At 71.9% G+C, this 13932-nt stretch carries 16 protein-coding genes; 12 read left to right on the top strand and 4 right to left on the bottom strand.

Going from position 1 to position 13932, the window contains the following annotated elements:
* The first annotated feature begins 69 nt into the window (after positions 1 to 69).
* Positions 70 to 954, top strand: coding sequence for an amidohydrolase family protein (locus ABZ883_RS27475; RefSeq protein WP_360910609.1), 885 nt, complete (start codon positions 70 to 72; stop codon positions 952 to 954).
* On the opposite strand, the gene ABZ883_RS27470 is transcribed toward ABZ883_RS27475, so the two are convergent.
* Both ABZ883_RS27470 and ABZ883_RS27465 read right to left on the bottom strand, forming a co-directional pair.
* Complete coding sequence (locus ABZ883_RS27470; RefSeq protein WP_360910607.1) at positions 852 to 1199, bottom strand: DUF6204 family protein; 348 nt, start codon at positions 1197 to 1199, stop codon at positions 852 to 854. The two genes, ABZ883_RS27475 and ABZ883_RS27470, sit on opposite strands and share 103 nt — an antisense overlap.
* Positions 1196 to 1939: a TetR/AcrR family transcriptional regulator C-terminal domain-containing protein gene (locus ABZ883_RS27465; RefSeq protein ID WP_360910605.1), complete on the bottom strand. Its 744-nt coding sequence runs from the start codon at positions 1937 to 1939 to the stop codon at positions 1196 to 1198. The genes ABZ883_RS27470 and ABZ883_RS27465 overlap by 4 nt, the downstream gene beginning before the upstream one ends.
* Positions 1940 to 1966: 27 nt before the next feature.
* Here ABZ883_RS27465 and ABZ883_RS27460 point away from each other — a divergent pair, with 27 nt between their 5' ends.
* Both ABZ883_RS27460 and ABZ883_RS27455 read left to right on the top strand, forming a co-directional pair.
* Positions 1967 to 3586 carry an MFS transporter gene (locus ABZ883_RS27460; protein ID WP_360910603.1) on the top strand — a complete coding sequence of 540 codons (1620 nt, stop codon included), beginning with the start codon at positions 1967 to 1969 and terminating at the stop codon, positions 3584 to 3586.
* 19 nt (positions 3587 to 3605) lie between these two features.
* A complete protein-coding gene (locus tag ABZ883_RS27455; protein ID WP_360910601.1) occupies positions 3606 to 4028 on the top strand; it encodes a helix-turn-helix domain-containing protein in 423 nt (140 codons plus the stop codon).
* 94 nt (positions 4029 to 4122) lie between these two features.
* Here ABZ883_RS27455 and ABZ883_RS27450 read toward each other — a convergent pair whose 3' ends face one another.
* On the bottom strand, positions 4123 to 4443 hold the full coding sequence (locus ABZ883_RS27450; protein WP_360910599.1) for a hypothetical protein: 321 nt from the start codon (positions 4441 to 4443) through the stop codon (positions 4123 to 4125).
* A gap of 314 nt (positions 4444 to 4757) precedes the next feature.
* Between ABZ883_RS27450 and ABZ883_RS27445 the strand changes: the two genes are divergently transcribed.
* The 3 genes from ABZ883_RS27445 to tgmB all read left to right on the top strand — a co-directional run bounded on the left by ABZ883_RS27445 (position 4758) and on the right by tgmB (position 7711).
* Positions 4758 to 6281 carry a cryptochrome/photolyase family protein gene (locus ABZ883_RS27445; RefSeq protein ID WP_360910597.1) on the top strand — a complete coding sequence of 508 codons (1524 nt, stop codon included), beginning with the start codon at positions 4758 to 4760 and terminating at the stop codon, positions 6279 to 6281.
* A gap of 282 nt (positions 6282 to 6563) precedes the next feature.
* A complete protein-coding gene (gene tgmA / locus ABZ883_RS27440) occupies positions 6564 to 6755 on the top strand; it encodes a putative ATP-grasp-modified RiPP (RefSeq protein ID WP_360910595.1) in 192 nt (63 codons plus the stop codon).
* A 23-nt stretch (positions 6756 to 6778) separates the two neighbouring features.
* The gene (gene tgmB / locus ABZ883_RS27435; RefSeq protein WP_360910593.1) at positions 6779 to 7711 is read left to right on the top strand and encodes an ATP-grasp ribosomal peptide maturase; all 933 of its coding nucleotides are present in this window, start codon (positions 6779 to 6781) and stop codon (positions 7709 to 7711) included.
* Between the two features lie 20 nt (positions 7712 to 7731).
* Here the strand turns inward: tgmB and ABZ883_RS27430 are convergent, their stop codons facing one another.
* Positions 7732 to 8955, bottom strand: a complete 1224-nt coding sequence (locus ABZ883_RS27430; RefSeq protein WP_360910591.1) for a saccharopine dehydrogenase C-terminal domain-containing protein — start codon at positions 8953 to 8955, stop codon at positions 7732 to 7734.
* Between the two features lie 155 nt (positions 8956 to 9110).
* On the opposite strand from ABZ883_RS27430, the gene ABZ883_RS27425 reads away from it, so the two are divergent.
* From ABZ883_RS27425 to ABZ883_RS27400, 6 genes are all read left to right on the top strand, one after another.
* Positions 9111 to 9851, top strand: coding sequence for a TetR/AcrR family transcriptional regulator (locus ABZ883_RS27425; protein ID WP_360910589.1), 741 nt, complete (start codon positions 9111 to 9113; stop codon positions 9849 to 9851).
* A 93-nt stretch (positions 9852 to 9944) separates the two neighbouring features.
* Positions 9945 to 10601 carry a response regulator transcription factor gene (locus tag ABZ883_RS27420; protein WP_360910587.1) on the top strand — a complete coding sequence of 219 codons (657 nt, stop codon included), beginning with the start codon at positions 9945 to 9947 and terminating at the stop codon, positions 10599 to 10601.
* Positions 10598 to 11767, top strand: a complete 1170-nt coding sequence (locus ABZ883_RS27415; protein WP_360910585.1) for an ATP-binding protein — start codon at positions 10598 to 10600, stop codon at positions 11765 to 11767. The genes ABZ883_RS27420 and ABZ883_RS27415 overlap by 4 nt, the downstream gene beginning before the upstream one ends.
* A 49-nt stretch (positions 11768 to 11816) precedes the next feature.
* Positions 11817 to 12581 carry a DUF3152 domain-containing protein gene (locus ABZ883_RS27410; protein WP_360910583.1) on the top strand — a complete coding sequence of 255 codons (765 nt, stop codon included), beginning with the start codon at positions 11817 to 11819 and terminating at the stop codon, positions 12579 to 12581.
* Positions 12578 to 13180, top strand: coding sequence for a VanZ family protein (locus ABZ883_RS27405; protein ID WP_360910581.1), 603 nt, complete (start codon positions 12578 to 12580; stop codon positions 13178 to 13180). The genes ABZ883_RS27410 and ABZ883_RS27405 overlap by 4 nt, the downstream gene beginning before the upstream one ends.
* Positions 13181 to 13272: 92 nt before the next feature.
* Positions 13273 to 13893 (top strand): TetR/AcrR family transcriptional regulator, encoded by a 621-nt coding sequence (locus ABZ883_RS27400; protein WP_360910579.1) that lies wholly within the window; start codon positions 13273 to 13275, stop codon positions 13891 to 13893.
* Positions 13894 to 13932: the final 39 nt, after the last annotated feature.

The following is a 13932-nucleotide window of genomic DNA, read 5'->3' as shown; positions in this document are numbered from 1 at the left end:
ACATGACAGTAATGGTGTAACACTGACGATGCTATGGAGACCCGGAGCGGGTGACAAGGGGTGACGGACGTGGCACGGCCGGATGACGACGTACGGGTGAAGGACCTCTGGCGGGAACTGGGGCTGCCGGGGATCGTCGACGTGCACACGCACTTCATGCCGGAGCGCGTGCTGGCCAAGGTGTGGGCGTACTTCGACGGCGTGGGCCCGCTGACGGGGCGGCCGTGGCCCATCGCGTACCGGGCGGACGAGGAGGAGCGTGTCGCCGCGCTGCGCTCGTTCGGCGTCCGGGCCTTCACCTCGATGCTCTACCCGCACAAGCCCGCCATGGCCGCCTGGCTCAACGCCTGGGCGGCGGACTTCGCGGCGCGCACGCCGGACTGCCTGCACACCGCGACCTTCTTCCCCGAACCGGAAGCGGCGCACTATGTGGGGCAGGCGCTGGAGTCCGGCGCGCGGGTCTTCAAGTGCCACGTCCAGGTGGGCGGCTTCGACCCCAACGACCCCCTGCTGGACGACGTGTGGGGGCTGCTCGCGGAGACCGGCGTCCCCGTCGTCACGCACTGCGGATCCGGCCCGGTGCCCGGCCGCCACACCGGCCCCGAGCCGGTCCGCCGGCTGCTGGCCCGGCACCCGCGGCTGCGCCTGGTCGTCGCCCACATGGGCATGCCCGAGTACGGGGACTTCCTCGGCCTGGCGGCCCGTCACCCCGGCGTGCACCTCGACACGACGATGGCCTTCACCGACTTCGCCGAGGCCGACGCCCCGTTCCCGGCCGCGCTGCGCGGGCAGCTGGCGGACCTCGGCGACCGCGTGCTGTTCGGCAGCGACTTCCCCAACATCCCGTACTCCTACCTGGAGGCGGTGGAGGCGATCACCCGGCTCGGCCTTGGCGACGCCTGGGTCCGGGGTGTCCTGCACGACAACGCGGCCCGTCTGTTCACCCTCGACTGAGCGCCCTCCGGGCCCCCTGACCATGGGGCGGCGGCGTGGAGGGCGGGCCCGCCGGGTGGCCACTCCATGTCGTCGAGGCCGGTGGCGGTGCCGCGCAGTGTGCTGTGGCGGATTCCGCGGTTGGCCAGGTAGGCGGCGGCTCTGTCGCAGGCCCGCTGGACTGCGGCGGCGGGTTGCCGGACGACGCAGCGGTAGGTGGAATTGCGTGCCTGCAGCTCGTAGATGAGGGTTCCTTCGTCGGTCAACGTGGCGTTGAGGAGGTTGTGTTCGGCGGCGTTCCCGATGAGTGCTGCACTCGGGCTTCGTTCTCGGTGAGCAGGGTGGCCAGTCCGTCGAGGAGGCGTTCGAGGCCGAAGGTGAAGCGGTCGTCCATGGACGGGGCGGTGAGGTCGCCGGCCAGGGCGACGAGGTTCGGGAAGGTCGTTTCCGGCAGTCCGCGCAGTCGGTCGGCCGCCGCCTGGGCGACTTCGGAACGGCTGGCGCCCTCGGTCTCGGATGCGGAGATGGGTGACTGTTCCTGGAGCACGAAGCCTTGGACGAAGGCACCGAGAAGGTAGTTGGCCAGGGCGGCGTCGGCGTCGGTGAATCCGGCTTCACGTAGCCGGTCCAATTGCTCTTCCATGAGACGCAGCAGGTTCGGGCCGAGTGCGAGCCGTCCTGCGACGACCTTGGCGGAGTCGCGTTTGGCCAGCAGGTGCCGTCGGTAACGCAGCGAGTACTCGCGGAGCTGCTCCCGCCAGTCGCCCTGTCTGGGGGGCGCCTCGGCATCAGCCATGAGCTCGTCGGTGAGTAGGTCCAGTAGCTGTTCCTTGTTGCGGACGTGCCAGTACAGGGAGGCTGCCTTCACTCCCAGTTCGGCGGCGACCTTGCGCATCGACAGCCCGCTGATGCCTTCACGTTCCAGCACTCGCAGGGCCGCCGCCACGAGGGTCTGGCGGGTCAGCCCCGGCTGTGCAGCGCCCTCGGCTGCGCTGTCCCGTGCCATCGGCCACCTCCGTCGAAGAAATCCGGCTTGCAATCTAACACCGTTAGGGGCAAGCTTTCGATTCCGATCGGCAAACTAACACTGTTAGGGTCTGTGATGGAGGAGTTCACCTCCCGGCGCAAGGGGCTCGTGCTTGCCACCTTGTGCGCCACGATGTTCATGGCGATGCTCGACAACGTCATCGTCAACAACGCCCTGCCCCGCATCGGGCAACAGCTGCACGCCGGTGTCAGCGGACTGCAGTGGGTGGTCGAGGGCTACAGCCTCGTCTATGCCGCCATCCTGCTCACCGGCGGCACACTCGGCGACCGATACGGCCGCAAACTGATCTTCCTCACCGGACTGGCGCTGTTCACGGCAGGGTCAGCGGCCGCGGCACTGTCCGGGACAGTCGGCCTACTGATCGCCGCACGGATGCTGCAGGGACTCGGCGCGGCACTGCTCACCCCGGGCAGCCTGTCGATTCTGCGGCACGTCTTCACCGATGAAAAGGAGCGGGCCCGGGCGGTCGGGCTCTGGTCCGGCGTCTCCGCCCTGGGCCTGGCGATCGGCCCGGTCCTGGGCGGGCCGATGGTGGATGCGTTCGGATGGGCCAGTGTGTTCTGGATCAACGTCCCGATCGGAGTGGCAGGGCTGCTGCTCGCCGCCCGAGCGCTCCCGGAGTTCGCAGGCAGGGCCAGGCGAGTGGACCTTCCGGGCCAGCTGCTCTCGGTGCTCGGCTTCGGCGCCCTGGTCTACGCACTCATCGAAGGACCGGCCCGCGGCTGGACCGACACCCGTGTCCTGACCCTCGCAACAGTGGCGACAGCGGCCCTGACGGCCTTCGTCGCGGTCGAACTCCGCACCACCGACCCCATGCTCGACCTGCACTTTTTCCGGGACCCGGTGCTCAGCGGAGCCGGGGTGACCGGATTCGTGATCAGCTTCGGCATGTTCGGGGCGTCGTTCTTCCTGCCGTTGCTCATGCAGGACGTGATGGGATGGGCGCCGTCGAGCGCGGGCCTGGCAGGGCTGCCCATGACCGCGATGATCGTCGTCGCCGCGCCGTTGTCCGGCACACTCACCGCGCGCTGCGGCCCCCGGATTCCGCTGGTGACCGGCCTGACCCTGTGCGCGGCGGCTCTCGCCGGCCTCTCGCTCTACGGTCAGCACGCCCGCTACCCGGAGTATCTGTGGGTGTTGCTCGCCATGGGAACCGGCATGGGAATGACCTTCACACCGGTGTCCGTCACCGTCATGAAACGCGTCCCTCTCACCCAGGCCGGTATGGCCTCCGCGACCCTCAACATGCTGCGCGAGATCGGCGGCGTCGTCGGCGTCGCCGCCCTGGGAGCCGTTCTCACCAGCCGTCTGGCCGCCACGTTGACCGGATCGCTCGACCGGCTCGGCGTTCCCCCTGAAGCCCGCCAGGGCATCGCAGACTCGGCCGCCGGCACCGGTGCAGACGCAATCCAGATCCTGCCCGCACCCGTCCACGACGCCGTGAACGCCGCCTTCGTCGAAGGGCTCCATCTGGCGCTGCGCTGCGGCGGCGCGGCCATGGCCACCGCAGCTGTGCTCGTGGCCGTCCTGCTCCGCTCGACATCGAGCCAGGTCACCGAGCCCGCCGACGAACCGGTACAGCAAGACGAACCGGCTTATCGGTAAGAGGAGGACAAGCGGGGGGATGGGGCGGGCGACGGCGGTTGTGATGCTGGACGAGGCCACTCGCAGGCGGTTGGAGCGGACCGTCGCGTCCGCATCCGGGCAGGTCCGGCAGGTACTACGGGCCAGGATCGTGCTGGGCGCGGCGGACGGACCGACGAACAGCCAGATCGCTGTTGCCTGCGCCACCAGCCCGACAGTAGGCAAGTGGCGTGGACGGTTCGCGGCCCGCGGCATGGACGGCATGCACGATGCCGAGCGGTCGGGACGGCCGAGATCGTACGGACCCGAGGTGCGGGTGGCGATCATGGCCACAGCGAGCGGCGCGGGCCCCATCCGGAGGCGACCTGGTCGCATCGGGCCATCGCCCGGAAGGTGGCCGGCACCTGCTTCGCGCCCGTCTCCGCTTCCCGGCTCGGTCGGATCCTGGCGGATCTGGACCTGAAGCCGCGCAAGGTCCGCGGCCGGCTCACCCGCCGGGACACCCCCGACTTTGGCAGCGCGCCGAGAGACCCACCTGTCAACAACCTTCGTCAGTTTTAGACGTAGACCATGGCCAGAAGGTGATCCGTCGGTCCGTAGTCGATCTTCCAGTCGGCGTAGATCCCGCAGAATCCGTCCTTGATACACCGAAGGCCCAGGGTCACCCAGCGCACCGAGCCGTCGTCGCCGAGCGAGAACGCGACCGCGGCCTCGAACTCCTCGCTTCCACACGGGCAGCCGGCCGCACCGGGCTCGTCGTCCTCCCAGGACTCCTCGTTCCAGTACTCCTCACTGTCAGCAATGAACGCGCGGGCGCCACAGCCCGAACACTCCCGTTCCGCTCCGGACTCGTTGACCAGCGCGAAGAACACGCGCACGCCACACCCCTCGCAGACGCAAGGAGCGATCTTCGCGGGGCGGCCGTCGACCGCACCCCGCAGGAACGCGGCGAGCTCAGCGGAGACACCCTCGCCAATCCGATCACCAACATGCACGGACACATCGTTGCAGGCACCCGACCAGCTTGACCGAACGCATGAGGCCCCCGCACGGCGGAGAGCCGCACATGCCCGGGGCCGGGGCGGGATCGCCCCCGCGCGACACGTTCGGGCGGTGCGGCGCGCGGGTGGGGGGTCGGGCGGCGCACGATGGGGTGTCACGATCGTCAGGCCACCCCCGGGAGCCCAGCCCGATGACACGCCGCACGCCCCGTCCGCACTGGCTGTTCGGCGACCAGTTGGGGCCGCATTTCCTCGACCCCGCGGGCGGTGGGCCCGATCCCGGGGCGCCCGTGGTGATGATCGAGGCGCGCTCGGTCCTCGCGCGCCGCCGCTTCCACCGGGCCAAGGCCCACCTGGTGCTCTCGGCGATGCGCCACCGCGCCGCGGAACTCGGCGACCGGGTCCACTACGTGCGGGCCGAGACCTACGCCGAGGGACTGCGCAAAGCGGTCGGCAAGGGGCCGGTGACCGTCTGCCGTCCGACCTCGCGCGCCGCGCTCGGCCTGGTGACCTCGCTGGACGGGGTCGAGGTGCTGCCCGACCGCGGCTTCCTGGTGCCCGCGGCCGACTTCGCCGCGTGGGTGGACGGCAGGGAGGGCGGGCGGCTGCGGCTGGAGGACTTCTACCGCTGGGTGCGCCGCTCGCACGACCTGCTCATGGACGGCGACCAGCCGGTCGGCGGCCGCTGGAACCTCGACCACGACAACCGCGAGCCCCCGCCGCGCGACCGCCGTGGCGCCGCGCTCGGCGCCCCGGAGCCGTGGCTGCCCGGCGAGGACGCCGTCGACGAGGAGGTGCGGCACGACCTGGACCGCTGGGAACGCGACGGCCTGGTCCGCTTCGTCGGCCGGGACGGGCCGCGGCGCTTCGCCGCCACCCGCCGGGAGGCGCTCGCCGCGCTGCGCCGGTTCACCACCCACCGGCTGCCGGACTTCGGCCGCCACGAGGACGCGATGCTGGCCGGCGACCCGGTCATGAGCCACAGCCTGCTCTCGGCGCCGCTCAATCTGGGCCTGATCCATCCGGCCGAGTGCCTGGACCGGGCCGAGCGGGCGCTGCGGTCCGGAAAGGCGCCGCTGAACAGCGTGGAGGGCTTCGTCCGGCAGATCGCCGGCTGGCGGGAGTATGTCTGGCACCTGTACTGGCACTTCGGTCCCGACTACCGGCACCGCAACGCGCTGCGCCACCGCGCCCCGCTGCCGGACTGGTTCCTCGACCTGGACGCGGACGCGGTGCGGGCCCGCTGCCTGGCGACGGTGCTGGCCCAGGTCCGGGACACCGGCTGGACGCATCACATCCCGCGGCTGATGGTGCTGGGCAGCCACGCACTTCAGCGCGGCTGGGACCCGGAGCAACTCACCGACTGGTTCCACCGCTGCTTCGTCGACGGCTACGACTGGGTCATGGCCCCGAATGTGACCGGCATGTCGCAGTTCGCGGACGGCGGCCTGATGACGACCAAGCCGTACACCTCCGGCGGCGCGTACATCCACCGCATGAGCGACCTGTGCGACGGCTGTATCTACCGCCCGACGGAGCGGACCGGGGAGCGGGCCTGCCCGTACACCACCGGCTACTGGTCCTTCCTGCACCGGCACCGCGCCCGGCTGGCGTCAAACCACCGCACCGCGCGGGCAGTTCAGGGGCTGGACCGGCTCGGCGACCTCCCCGACGTGCTGGCCCGGGAGGCCGGGCGCGGCGACGGGCCTCCGTAACGGGCCCCGTGACCGACATCGCACGGGGCGCACCCGTGACGGTGCGCAACCTTCGCCGCGCAGTGGGTACGCGAAGGGGGATGCGCCACGGCGCCCTCTACCCACCAGAGTCGAATTGTCACGGAGAGTAGCGAACTCAATGCACTCCAGGCACGTATAGTTACCTGCGTCACACCGGTAACAGGGAACGGTTAGGACTCCTGAGCGAGTCTCATACGTAGAGCCGCAGTTGGGCGCAGGGCCCGGAACCCGCCCGGCCCGGAGTGACAGTGAGGAGAAGCCATGCGACCGTTCGCGCTGATTCATGCCCGGCCGGCTACACCGGAAACGTTCACACCCAACTACACCTACGACTCCGCGCTTCAGCTGAACGTCCTGCCCGACGGACGTCCCGTCATCAGCGACCAGGGCCTGCTGCTGGCCACCGGCGCCACCGTCTCCACCGCGGGGTCCAAGACGCACTTCGACGACTGACCGCGCCTGCCCACCCGCTGCCCATGACCGTCCTGATCCTCACCTCCCCCGAGGACGTGACAGCCGACCTGGTGGTCGCCGCGCTGCACGACCTCGGGGCTCCTGTCGTGCGCCTGGACCCCGCCGAACTCCCCGGCGAGGTCTCCATGTCGGCCGAGTACGTCCGCGGCGACGTGCACGGATATGTGTCCGTCCAGGAGCGCATGGTCAGCATGGGCAGCGTGCGCTCCATCTGGATCCGCAGGCCGGGCACCCCCGGCTCCGGCGCCGTCGAGCAGTCCGAGTGGCTGTCGGCGGAGGCCGGGCGGGCGCTGTACGGGGTGCTGCGCTGCGTGCCGGCGCGATGGATGAACCATCCCTCCGCCGCGGAGCAGGCCCGGTACAAACCCTGGCAGTTGTTCACCGCCCACCAGGCGGGGTTCGCGGTCCCGGCGACGCTGATCACCACGTTCCCGCAGGCGGCACGGGAGTTCGCCGAGCAGCATCCGCAACTGGTGGTCAAGTCCGTCTCCGGTACGCACCCGGGCAATCCGCCGATGGCCCTGCCGACCACCCTGGTCGCCCCCGACGCCGACTTCTCCGCCGTCGCGGCGGGCCCCACCCTGCTCCAGGAGTACATCCGCAAGGCCGCGGACATCCGGCTGACCTGCGTGGGGGGCCGGTTGTTCACCGCCCGCAAGAAGTCCGGCCCCGATCAGGTCGACGGGCGCTTCGGCAGCCCGGACGACGCGCGGTGGGAGCCCGTCACGGCCCCCGCCCGGATCGCGCGCGCCGTGCGCGCGTACATGGACACCGCCGGACTGGCGTACGGCGCCTTCGACTTCGCCGAGGACGAGGACGGCACGTGGTGGTTCCTGGAGTGCAACCAGGGCGGCCAGTTCGGCTTCGTGGAGCTGGCGACCGGGCTGCCCATAACGGACGCGATAGCGGGCTGGCTGGCGCCCGAACCGGGCTGACGTATCGTCAGCATGTCGGGTCAGGACTCCCGGATGCCCCAGGGTGAGCCGTAGCCGGTCAGCAGGTCCAGGAAGGGCCGCGGCGCGAACGCCTCGGGCCCGAGCACCCCGGTGCCGGTCCAGGCGCCGGAGGCCATCAACTCCAGCGCCACCACGGGATTGACGGCCGTCTGCCAGACGACGGCCTGGGAGCCGTACTCGCGCATCGACCACTGGTTGTCGACCACGTGGTACAGGTACACCTCACGCGCCCGGCCGTCCCTCGTCCCCGTCACCCATGTCCCGGCGCACGTCTTGCCGTGCATGCGCTCGCCCAGCGCGGCGGGATCGGGCAGGCAGGCGGCCACGACGTCCCGAGGACTGACCCGGACCGGGCCGTCCTGCCCGGCGACCGTGACGGCCCGCGTGCGGTCGAGGCCCAGCTGGTGGAGCGTTTTGAGGGTGCCGATGAACTCCTCCCCCAGCCCGTACTTGAAGGTCACCCGCCGCGCGTCGACCCAGCGCGGCATCAGCAGCGCCTCCTCGTGCTCGACGTTGACGCAGCTGACCGGGCCGATGCCCTCGGGGAAGTCGAAGACCTCCGGCTCGCTGAAGGGCGCCGTGGTGAACCAGCCGCGGTCCTCCTCGTAGACCACCGGGGGGTTCAGGCACTCCTCGATCGTCGTCCAGATGCTGAACGAGGGCGCGAAGTCGTAGCCGTCGACGGTGAGGTTCGCGCCGTCACGCACCCCGAGTTCGTCGATGGTGTCGAAGAGCTCGTCGGCCGCGTAACGGGCGAAGACGTCCGACAGCCCGGGCTCGACGCCCATGCCGACCAGCGCCAGCCGTCCCGCGCTCTCCCACTCGGCGGCCCGCTCGAACTGGGCGTCGCCGAGCTTGACCCCGCACTCCTCGTACGGGCGCTCCGGATGCGGCCGGGACAGCGACATCGCCATGTCGAGGTAGTCCGCGCCCGCGGCGAGCGCCGCGCGGAACAGCGGCATCACGAAGCGCGGGTCGGTGGCGTTGAGCAGCACGTCGCAGCGGTGGGCGGTGAGCAGCGCCGTGACGGCGGCCTCGTCGGACGCGTCGACCCGGGCGGCGGTGAACCGGCGGTCGCCGGCGGCCGACACGGTGGCGACGGCGGCCTCCGCGCGCGCCGGGTCGTGGTCGGCGACCACCATCGCCTCGAAGAACTCCCGCCGGGCCGCGATCCGCGTGATCGCGGTGCCCACGCCGCCGGCTCCCACAAGCAGTACCCGCATGGCTGTCCAGTCTCCGTTTCCGAGGCGGTGCCGCCTCTGGCAGGGGCGCCCCGTTGAATCCGATGCACCCGATCGAACGCCCTGCCCGCTCCTACGGTCAATGGCGTTGGCATAAGCTCGGCTCAGCGTCCGGGAAGCGTGCGAGGGAGGCGGCCGTGCCGAAGAGACCGGTGTCCGAGGCGGAGCGCAGGCGCCGCCGCCCGACCCGCGGCGGAGCCGTCCTGTCGCACCGGCTGATCCTGGACACAGCGCTGCGCATGCTCCACGAGCACGGCAGCGCGGGACTGACCGCGCGGCGGCTCGGCACGGCTCTCGGCGCGGACCCCAGCGCCCTGTACCGCTACTTCCGCGGCATGGACGACCTGATCCTGGCCATCGCGGACGACCTCATGGGCCGCGCCGCGGACGGCTGGCAGGGCACGGGTGCCTGGCGCGACGACCTGCGCGACCTGGGCCTGCGGGTCCACGCCGCCTACCTGGCGCACCCGCAGGCGGCCGTGCTGACCGCCGGGCGCGTCTCCGGCCGCCCCCATGAGACCGCCGCGGACGAGACCATCCTCGGCATCCTGCGCACGGCCGGGTTCCCCGACCCCGACGCGGTCGCGGTCTACCAGGCCTTCATCGACCAGGCCCTCGCCTTCGCCGCCCTCGACGCGGCCACCCTCGCCCTGCCCGCGGCGGCCCGCGAGGCCGACCACGCCGTGTGGGGCGCCACCTACGCCCGGCTGCCAGCCCGCACCCACCCGCACATCGCCGCCACGGCGGGCCTGCTGGTGGCGCGCATGAACCGCAGCGCCTACCCCACCGCGCTGGAGATGTTCCTCGACAGCGCCGAGGGCCGCCTGACGCGGGCGCGCGCCGCCGCGGCGCAGGTACCGCCCGGCCGCCGTCCCTGAGACCGCGGCGGGGGCCGCGCGGGACTCACAGCCGGTTCACATCGCCTTTGCATACTGGGAGGCCCGGGAAGGCCGACGAAAGAGGTTCGCCGCGTGCGCGTGCTGGTGGTGGAGGACGAGGAGCTGCTCGCGGACGCGATAGCGGAGGGCCTGCGGCAGGAGGCGTTCGCGGTGGACGTGGTCCACGACGGCGAGGCGGCACTGGAGCGGCTGGCGGTCAACGAGTACGACGTGATGGTGCTCGACCGGGACCTGCCGCGGCTGCACGGGGACGAGGTCTGCCGGCGCACGGCCGCCTCGGGTGCGGACGTACGGATGCTGATGCTGACGGTGTCGACGACGGTCGCCGAACGCGTCACGGGGCTGAGTCTCGGGGCGGACGACTACCTGGCCAAGCCGTTCGCCTTCGCCGAGCTCGTCGCCCGGATCAGGGCACTGGGCCGGCGCGTCCGCCCGGCGGCGCCGCCCGTGCTGGAACGGGCCGGCATCCGGCTGGACCCGCATCTGCGGGAGACCTACCGCGACGGGCGGTACGTGCCGCTGTCGCGGAAGGAGTTCGCGGTGCTGGAGGAGCTGCTGCGGGCGCAGGGCGGCCCGGTGTCTGCCGAGGACCTGCTGGAGCGGGTCTGGGACGAGAACATCGACCCCTTCACGACCATCGTGCGCGTCACGATCCGCGGGCTGCGCCGCAAGCTCGGCGAACCGGGCGTCGTGGAGACCGTCACGGGAGTGGGGTACCGGATCCGTTGAGCACCGCACCCGGCCGCACCGCACCCGGCCCCCCGACCGGCCGCTCCTGGCGCGGCAGCCTGCGCGTCCAGCTCACCCTGGTCTTCGGTCTGCTGTTCTTCGTGGCGGGCGGCGCCGTGCTGGCGGGGTCCTTGATCCTGGTCCGCCACAGCATGCGCTTCAGCCTGGACCTCGCCTTCAGCCCGAAGGTCTTCCCGGGGTCGGAGGTGACGAAGACGATCATCGTGGAGTCGATGCAGTCGAACCTGCTCGCCAAGGGCGGGCTGACGGTGCTGGCGGTCGGGCTGCTGGCGACGACCGCGGGCTGGCTGGCCGCGGGCCGGTTGCTGCGGCCGCTCAACCAGATCACGTCCACCGCCGAGCGCATCGCCGGCCGGACCCTGCACCGCAGGATCGCCCTGGACCTGCCCTCGGGCGAGGTGAAGCGGCTGGCCGACTCCTTCGACCGGATGCTGGACCGCCTGGACGGCGCCTTCGCGGGGCAGGAGCGGTTCATCGCCAATGCGGCCCACGAGCTGAAGACCCCGCTGGTGATCAACCGCACCCTGGTCGAGGTGGCGATGAACCGCCCCGGCGCCACCGAGGAACTGGTGCGGCTCGGCGAGAACCTGCTCGCCGTCAACGCCCGCCACGAACGGCTCATCGACGCCCTGCTCACCCTGGCCCGCGCCGAGGACGCGCTCACCGACCGGGTGCCGCTGGACCTCGCGGACGTCGGCCGCACGGTGCTGGCCGCGACCGCGTCCGAGGCCGAACGGGCCGGTGTGCGGCTGGAGTCCGGCCTCGACCCGGCGCCCGTCGTCGGCGACCCCATCCTGCTGGAACAGCTGGTGCGCAATCTCGTCGAGAACGCCGTCCGCTACAACGAGCCCGGCGGCCTCGTGCGGATCACCTCCACCGATCTGCCGGGCGGCCCCCGGATCGTCGTCGGCAACACGGGTGCCGTGATCTCGGCGCACGAGATCCCGGTGCTCTTCGAGCCGTTCCGCCGGCTCTCCGACCGGGTCGGCTCCGCGCGCGGCAACGGCCTCGGCCTGTCGATCGTACGGGCCGTGGCGCAGGCGCACGGCGGCGACGTGACCGCCGAACCGCGTACCGGCGGCGGCCTGACGGTGACCGTCGCCCTGCCCGCCCAGCATCCCCGCGGCGGTGTGAGGAGGGCGTGAGCTCCGGCGCTCACCGCCGGTTCACCTGCCGGCGTGTGGAGTGGGGCGCATGAAGCCCAGTGCGAGCAGTGAGCGACGAACACCGGGGACCGCACGCAGTGTCGTGGTCCGGCGGCTGGCCGTGGGGGCGGTGTGCGCGGCCGGCCTGGCGCTGGCCGTGGCGCAGCAGCCGCTGCGCGAGTGGGCGGTGGCCGTGGCGTCGGGGCACGGGAGCTCCTCGTCGCTGGACGGCTCCGCGTCGTCCCGCGTCCCGCAGCACGGCGACGGCAGGTTCACCGCCGCCCCCGCCGGGACGGGGAGCATCGGGCACGGCACCTGGACGCTGCGCTACGCCGTGGAGGTCGAGGACGGCACGGGGTACAGCGCCGCGTCCGTGGCCCGCGAGGTCGACCGGATCCTCGGCGACCGGCGCGGCTGGACCGCCGAGGGCATCGTCTTCCGCCGCGTGGCCGGACCGCCGTACGACTTCGTGGTCAAGCTGGCCACCCCGGACACCACCGACCGCCTGTGCGGCTCGTACGGACTGGACACCGGAGGGGAGGTGAACTGCAGCGGCGGCAAGGACGTCGTGGTGAATCTCAGGCGCTGGGTGCTGCTCAGCCCGTTCTACGAGCACCGGACGGCCGACTACCACGCGCTGATCATCAACCACGAGGTCGGTCACCGCCTCGGGCACGGCCACCAGGACTGCCCGGGGCCGGGCCGGCCCGCACCGGCGATGATGCAGCAGATCAAGGGGCTGCACGGCTGCGTGCCGAACGCGTGGCCGTACGACACCAAGGGACGGCCGATCTCGGGCCCGGCGGTCCCGTGAGCGGGCAGCTGGTGCAGGTGCTGCGGGCGATGCCGCTGTTCTGGCCGGGGGCGCTGCTGTCGTCGGTCGCCGCGGGTGTGTGCGCCCCCCGGGTGGCACGGCGGCTGGGCACGGGGCCCGTCACCGCCTTCTGCCTGGTGCTGGCGCTGGGCGGCATCGCCGTGACCACGCTGCTGGCGGACATCACGACGGACCCGAACGCCATGCGGCGGTTCGGGGCGGGCACCTTCGCGACGGACTGGACCCCGCCGGGCCCGGCCGACCTCGCGGGGTTCAATCAGCGCAGCCTCAATGTGCTGCTGTTCGTACCGCTGGGGCTGGCCGTCGCCCGGGCGCGCCCGGCGCGGCGGGCCGTGGGCCTCGCGGCGGCGGCCGCCGTGCTGCCCTTCGTGATCGAGGCCGTGCAGTACGAGGTCGTGTGGCTGATGCGGGCCGCCGACGCCCAGGACATCGTCGACAACCTCTGCGGCCTGCTCGCCGGCCTGCTCCTGGGCACGGTCACCCGCCGCCTCGTCCGCAGGACCTCCCACCTTCCCGTCCCGCCCGACGCGGCCGCCGATCCCGCGGCCCCGCGCGGCGAGTTCCCGTCGAGGGCGTGACACAAGACACGTACGAAACGGTTTCGTTTCGCTGAGCACTCCCCTAGGCTCAGTCGAGTACGAAACCGTTTCGTTTAGATCGGTGGGACCCCATGTCCGAAGCCGCCGTGGAGCGCCGCTCCCGCCTCACCCCCGAGCGGGAGGCGGAGCTGTACACCAGCACGCTCGACCTGCTCCGCGAGGTCGGCTACGAGGCGCTCACCATGGACTCGCTCGCCACCCGCTCGCGCTGCAGCAAGGCGACCCTCTACCGCCAGTGGGGCGGCAAGGCCGAACTCGTGGCCAGGGCGCTGCGGCACCAGAAGCCGGTGCACGCCGCCGACATCGACACCGGGAGCCTGCGCGGCGACTTCCACGCGATGATCACCGTGGAGGACGACAGCGGACTGGCGCGCGACTTCGCGCTCATGCGCGGACTCGCGATGGCGATGCACGCCAACCCCGACCTGCTGCGCGCCTTCCGCGAGCTGATGGTCGAACCCGAGCGCAGAGGCCTGGACGTCGTCCTGCGGCGGGCCGTCGACCGCGGGGAGGTCCGTGCCGACAACCCCGCGCTCGGCTACCTGATGCACATGCTCGTGGGCGCCTTCGTCACCCGCGCCCTGATCGATGACCGGCCCGCGACGGTGGCCTACCTGACCGCGTACCTGGACGCGGTGATCCTGCCCGTGCTCGGCGTCGGCTCCGCGAACAACGGCCCGCCCGCCGGCTGACCCGCCGCACGCACATCCCCCGCCCCCTTCCACGACCCG

It is taken from the genome of Streptomyces sp. NPDC046977, assembly GCF_040644455.1.
Lineage (GTDB): Bacteria > Actinomycetota > Actinomycetes > Streptomycetales > Streptomycetaceae > Actinacidiphila.
This window is presented reverse-complemented; position numbering and strand designations above follow the sequence as displayed.

Excerpts from the sequence above, each read along its gene's own strand:
- ABZ883_RS27465 (WP_360910605.1), bottom strand. The coding sequence starts at position 1,939 with ATGGCACGGGACAGCGCAGCCGAGGGCGCTGCACAGCCGGGGCTGACC.
- ABZ883_RS27455 (WP_360910601.1), top strand. The coding sequence starts at position 3,606 with ATGGGGCGGGCGACGGCGGTTGTGATGCTGGACGAGGCCACTCGCAGG.
- ABZ883_RS27445 (WP_360910597.1), top strand. The coding sequence starts at position 4,758 with ATGACACGCCGCACGCCCCGTCCGCACTGGCTGTTCGGCGACCAGTTG.
- tgmA (WP_360910595.1), top strand. The coding sequence starts at position 6,564 with ATGCGACCGTTCGCGCTGATTCATGCCCGGCCGGCTACACCGGAAACG.
- tgmB (WP_360910593.1), top strand. The coding sequence starts at position 6,779 with ATGACCGTCCTGATCCTCACCTCCCCCGAGGACGTGACAGCCGACCTG.
- ABZ883_RS27430 (WP_360910591.1), bottom strand. The coding sequence starts at position 8,955 with ATGCGGGTACTGCTTGTGGGAGCCGGCGGCGTGGGCACCGCGATCACG.
- ABZ883_RS27410 (WP_360910583.1), top strand. The coding sequence starts at position 11,817 with ATGAAGCCCAGTGCGAGCAGTGAGCGACGAACACCGGGGACCGCACGC.
- ABZ883_RS27400 (WP_360910579.1), top strand. The coding sequence starts at position 13,273 with ATGTCCGAAGCCGCCGTGGAGCGCCGCTCCCGCCTCACCCCCGAGCGG.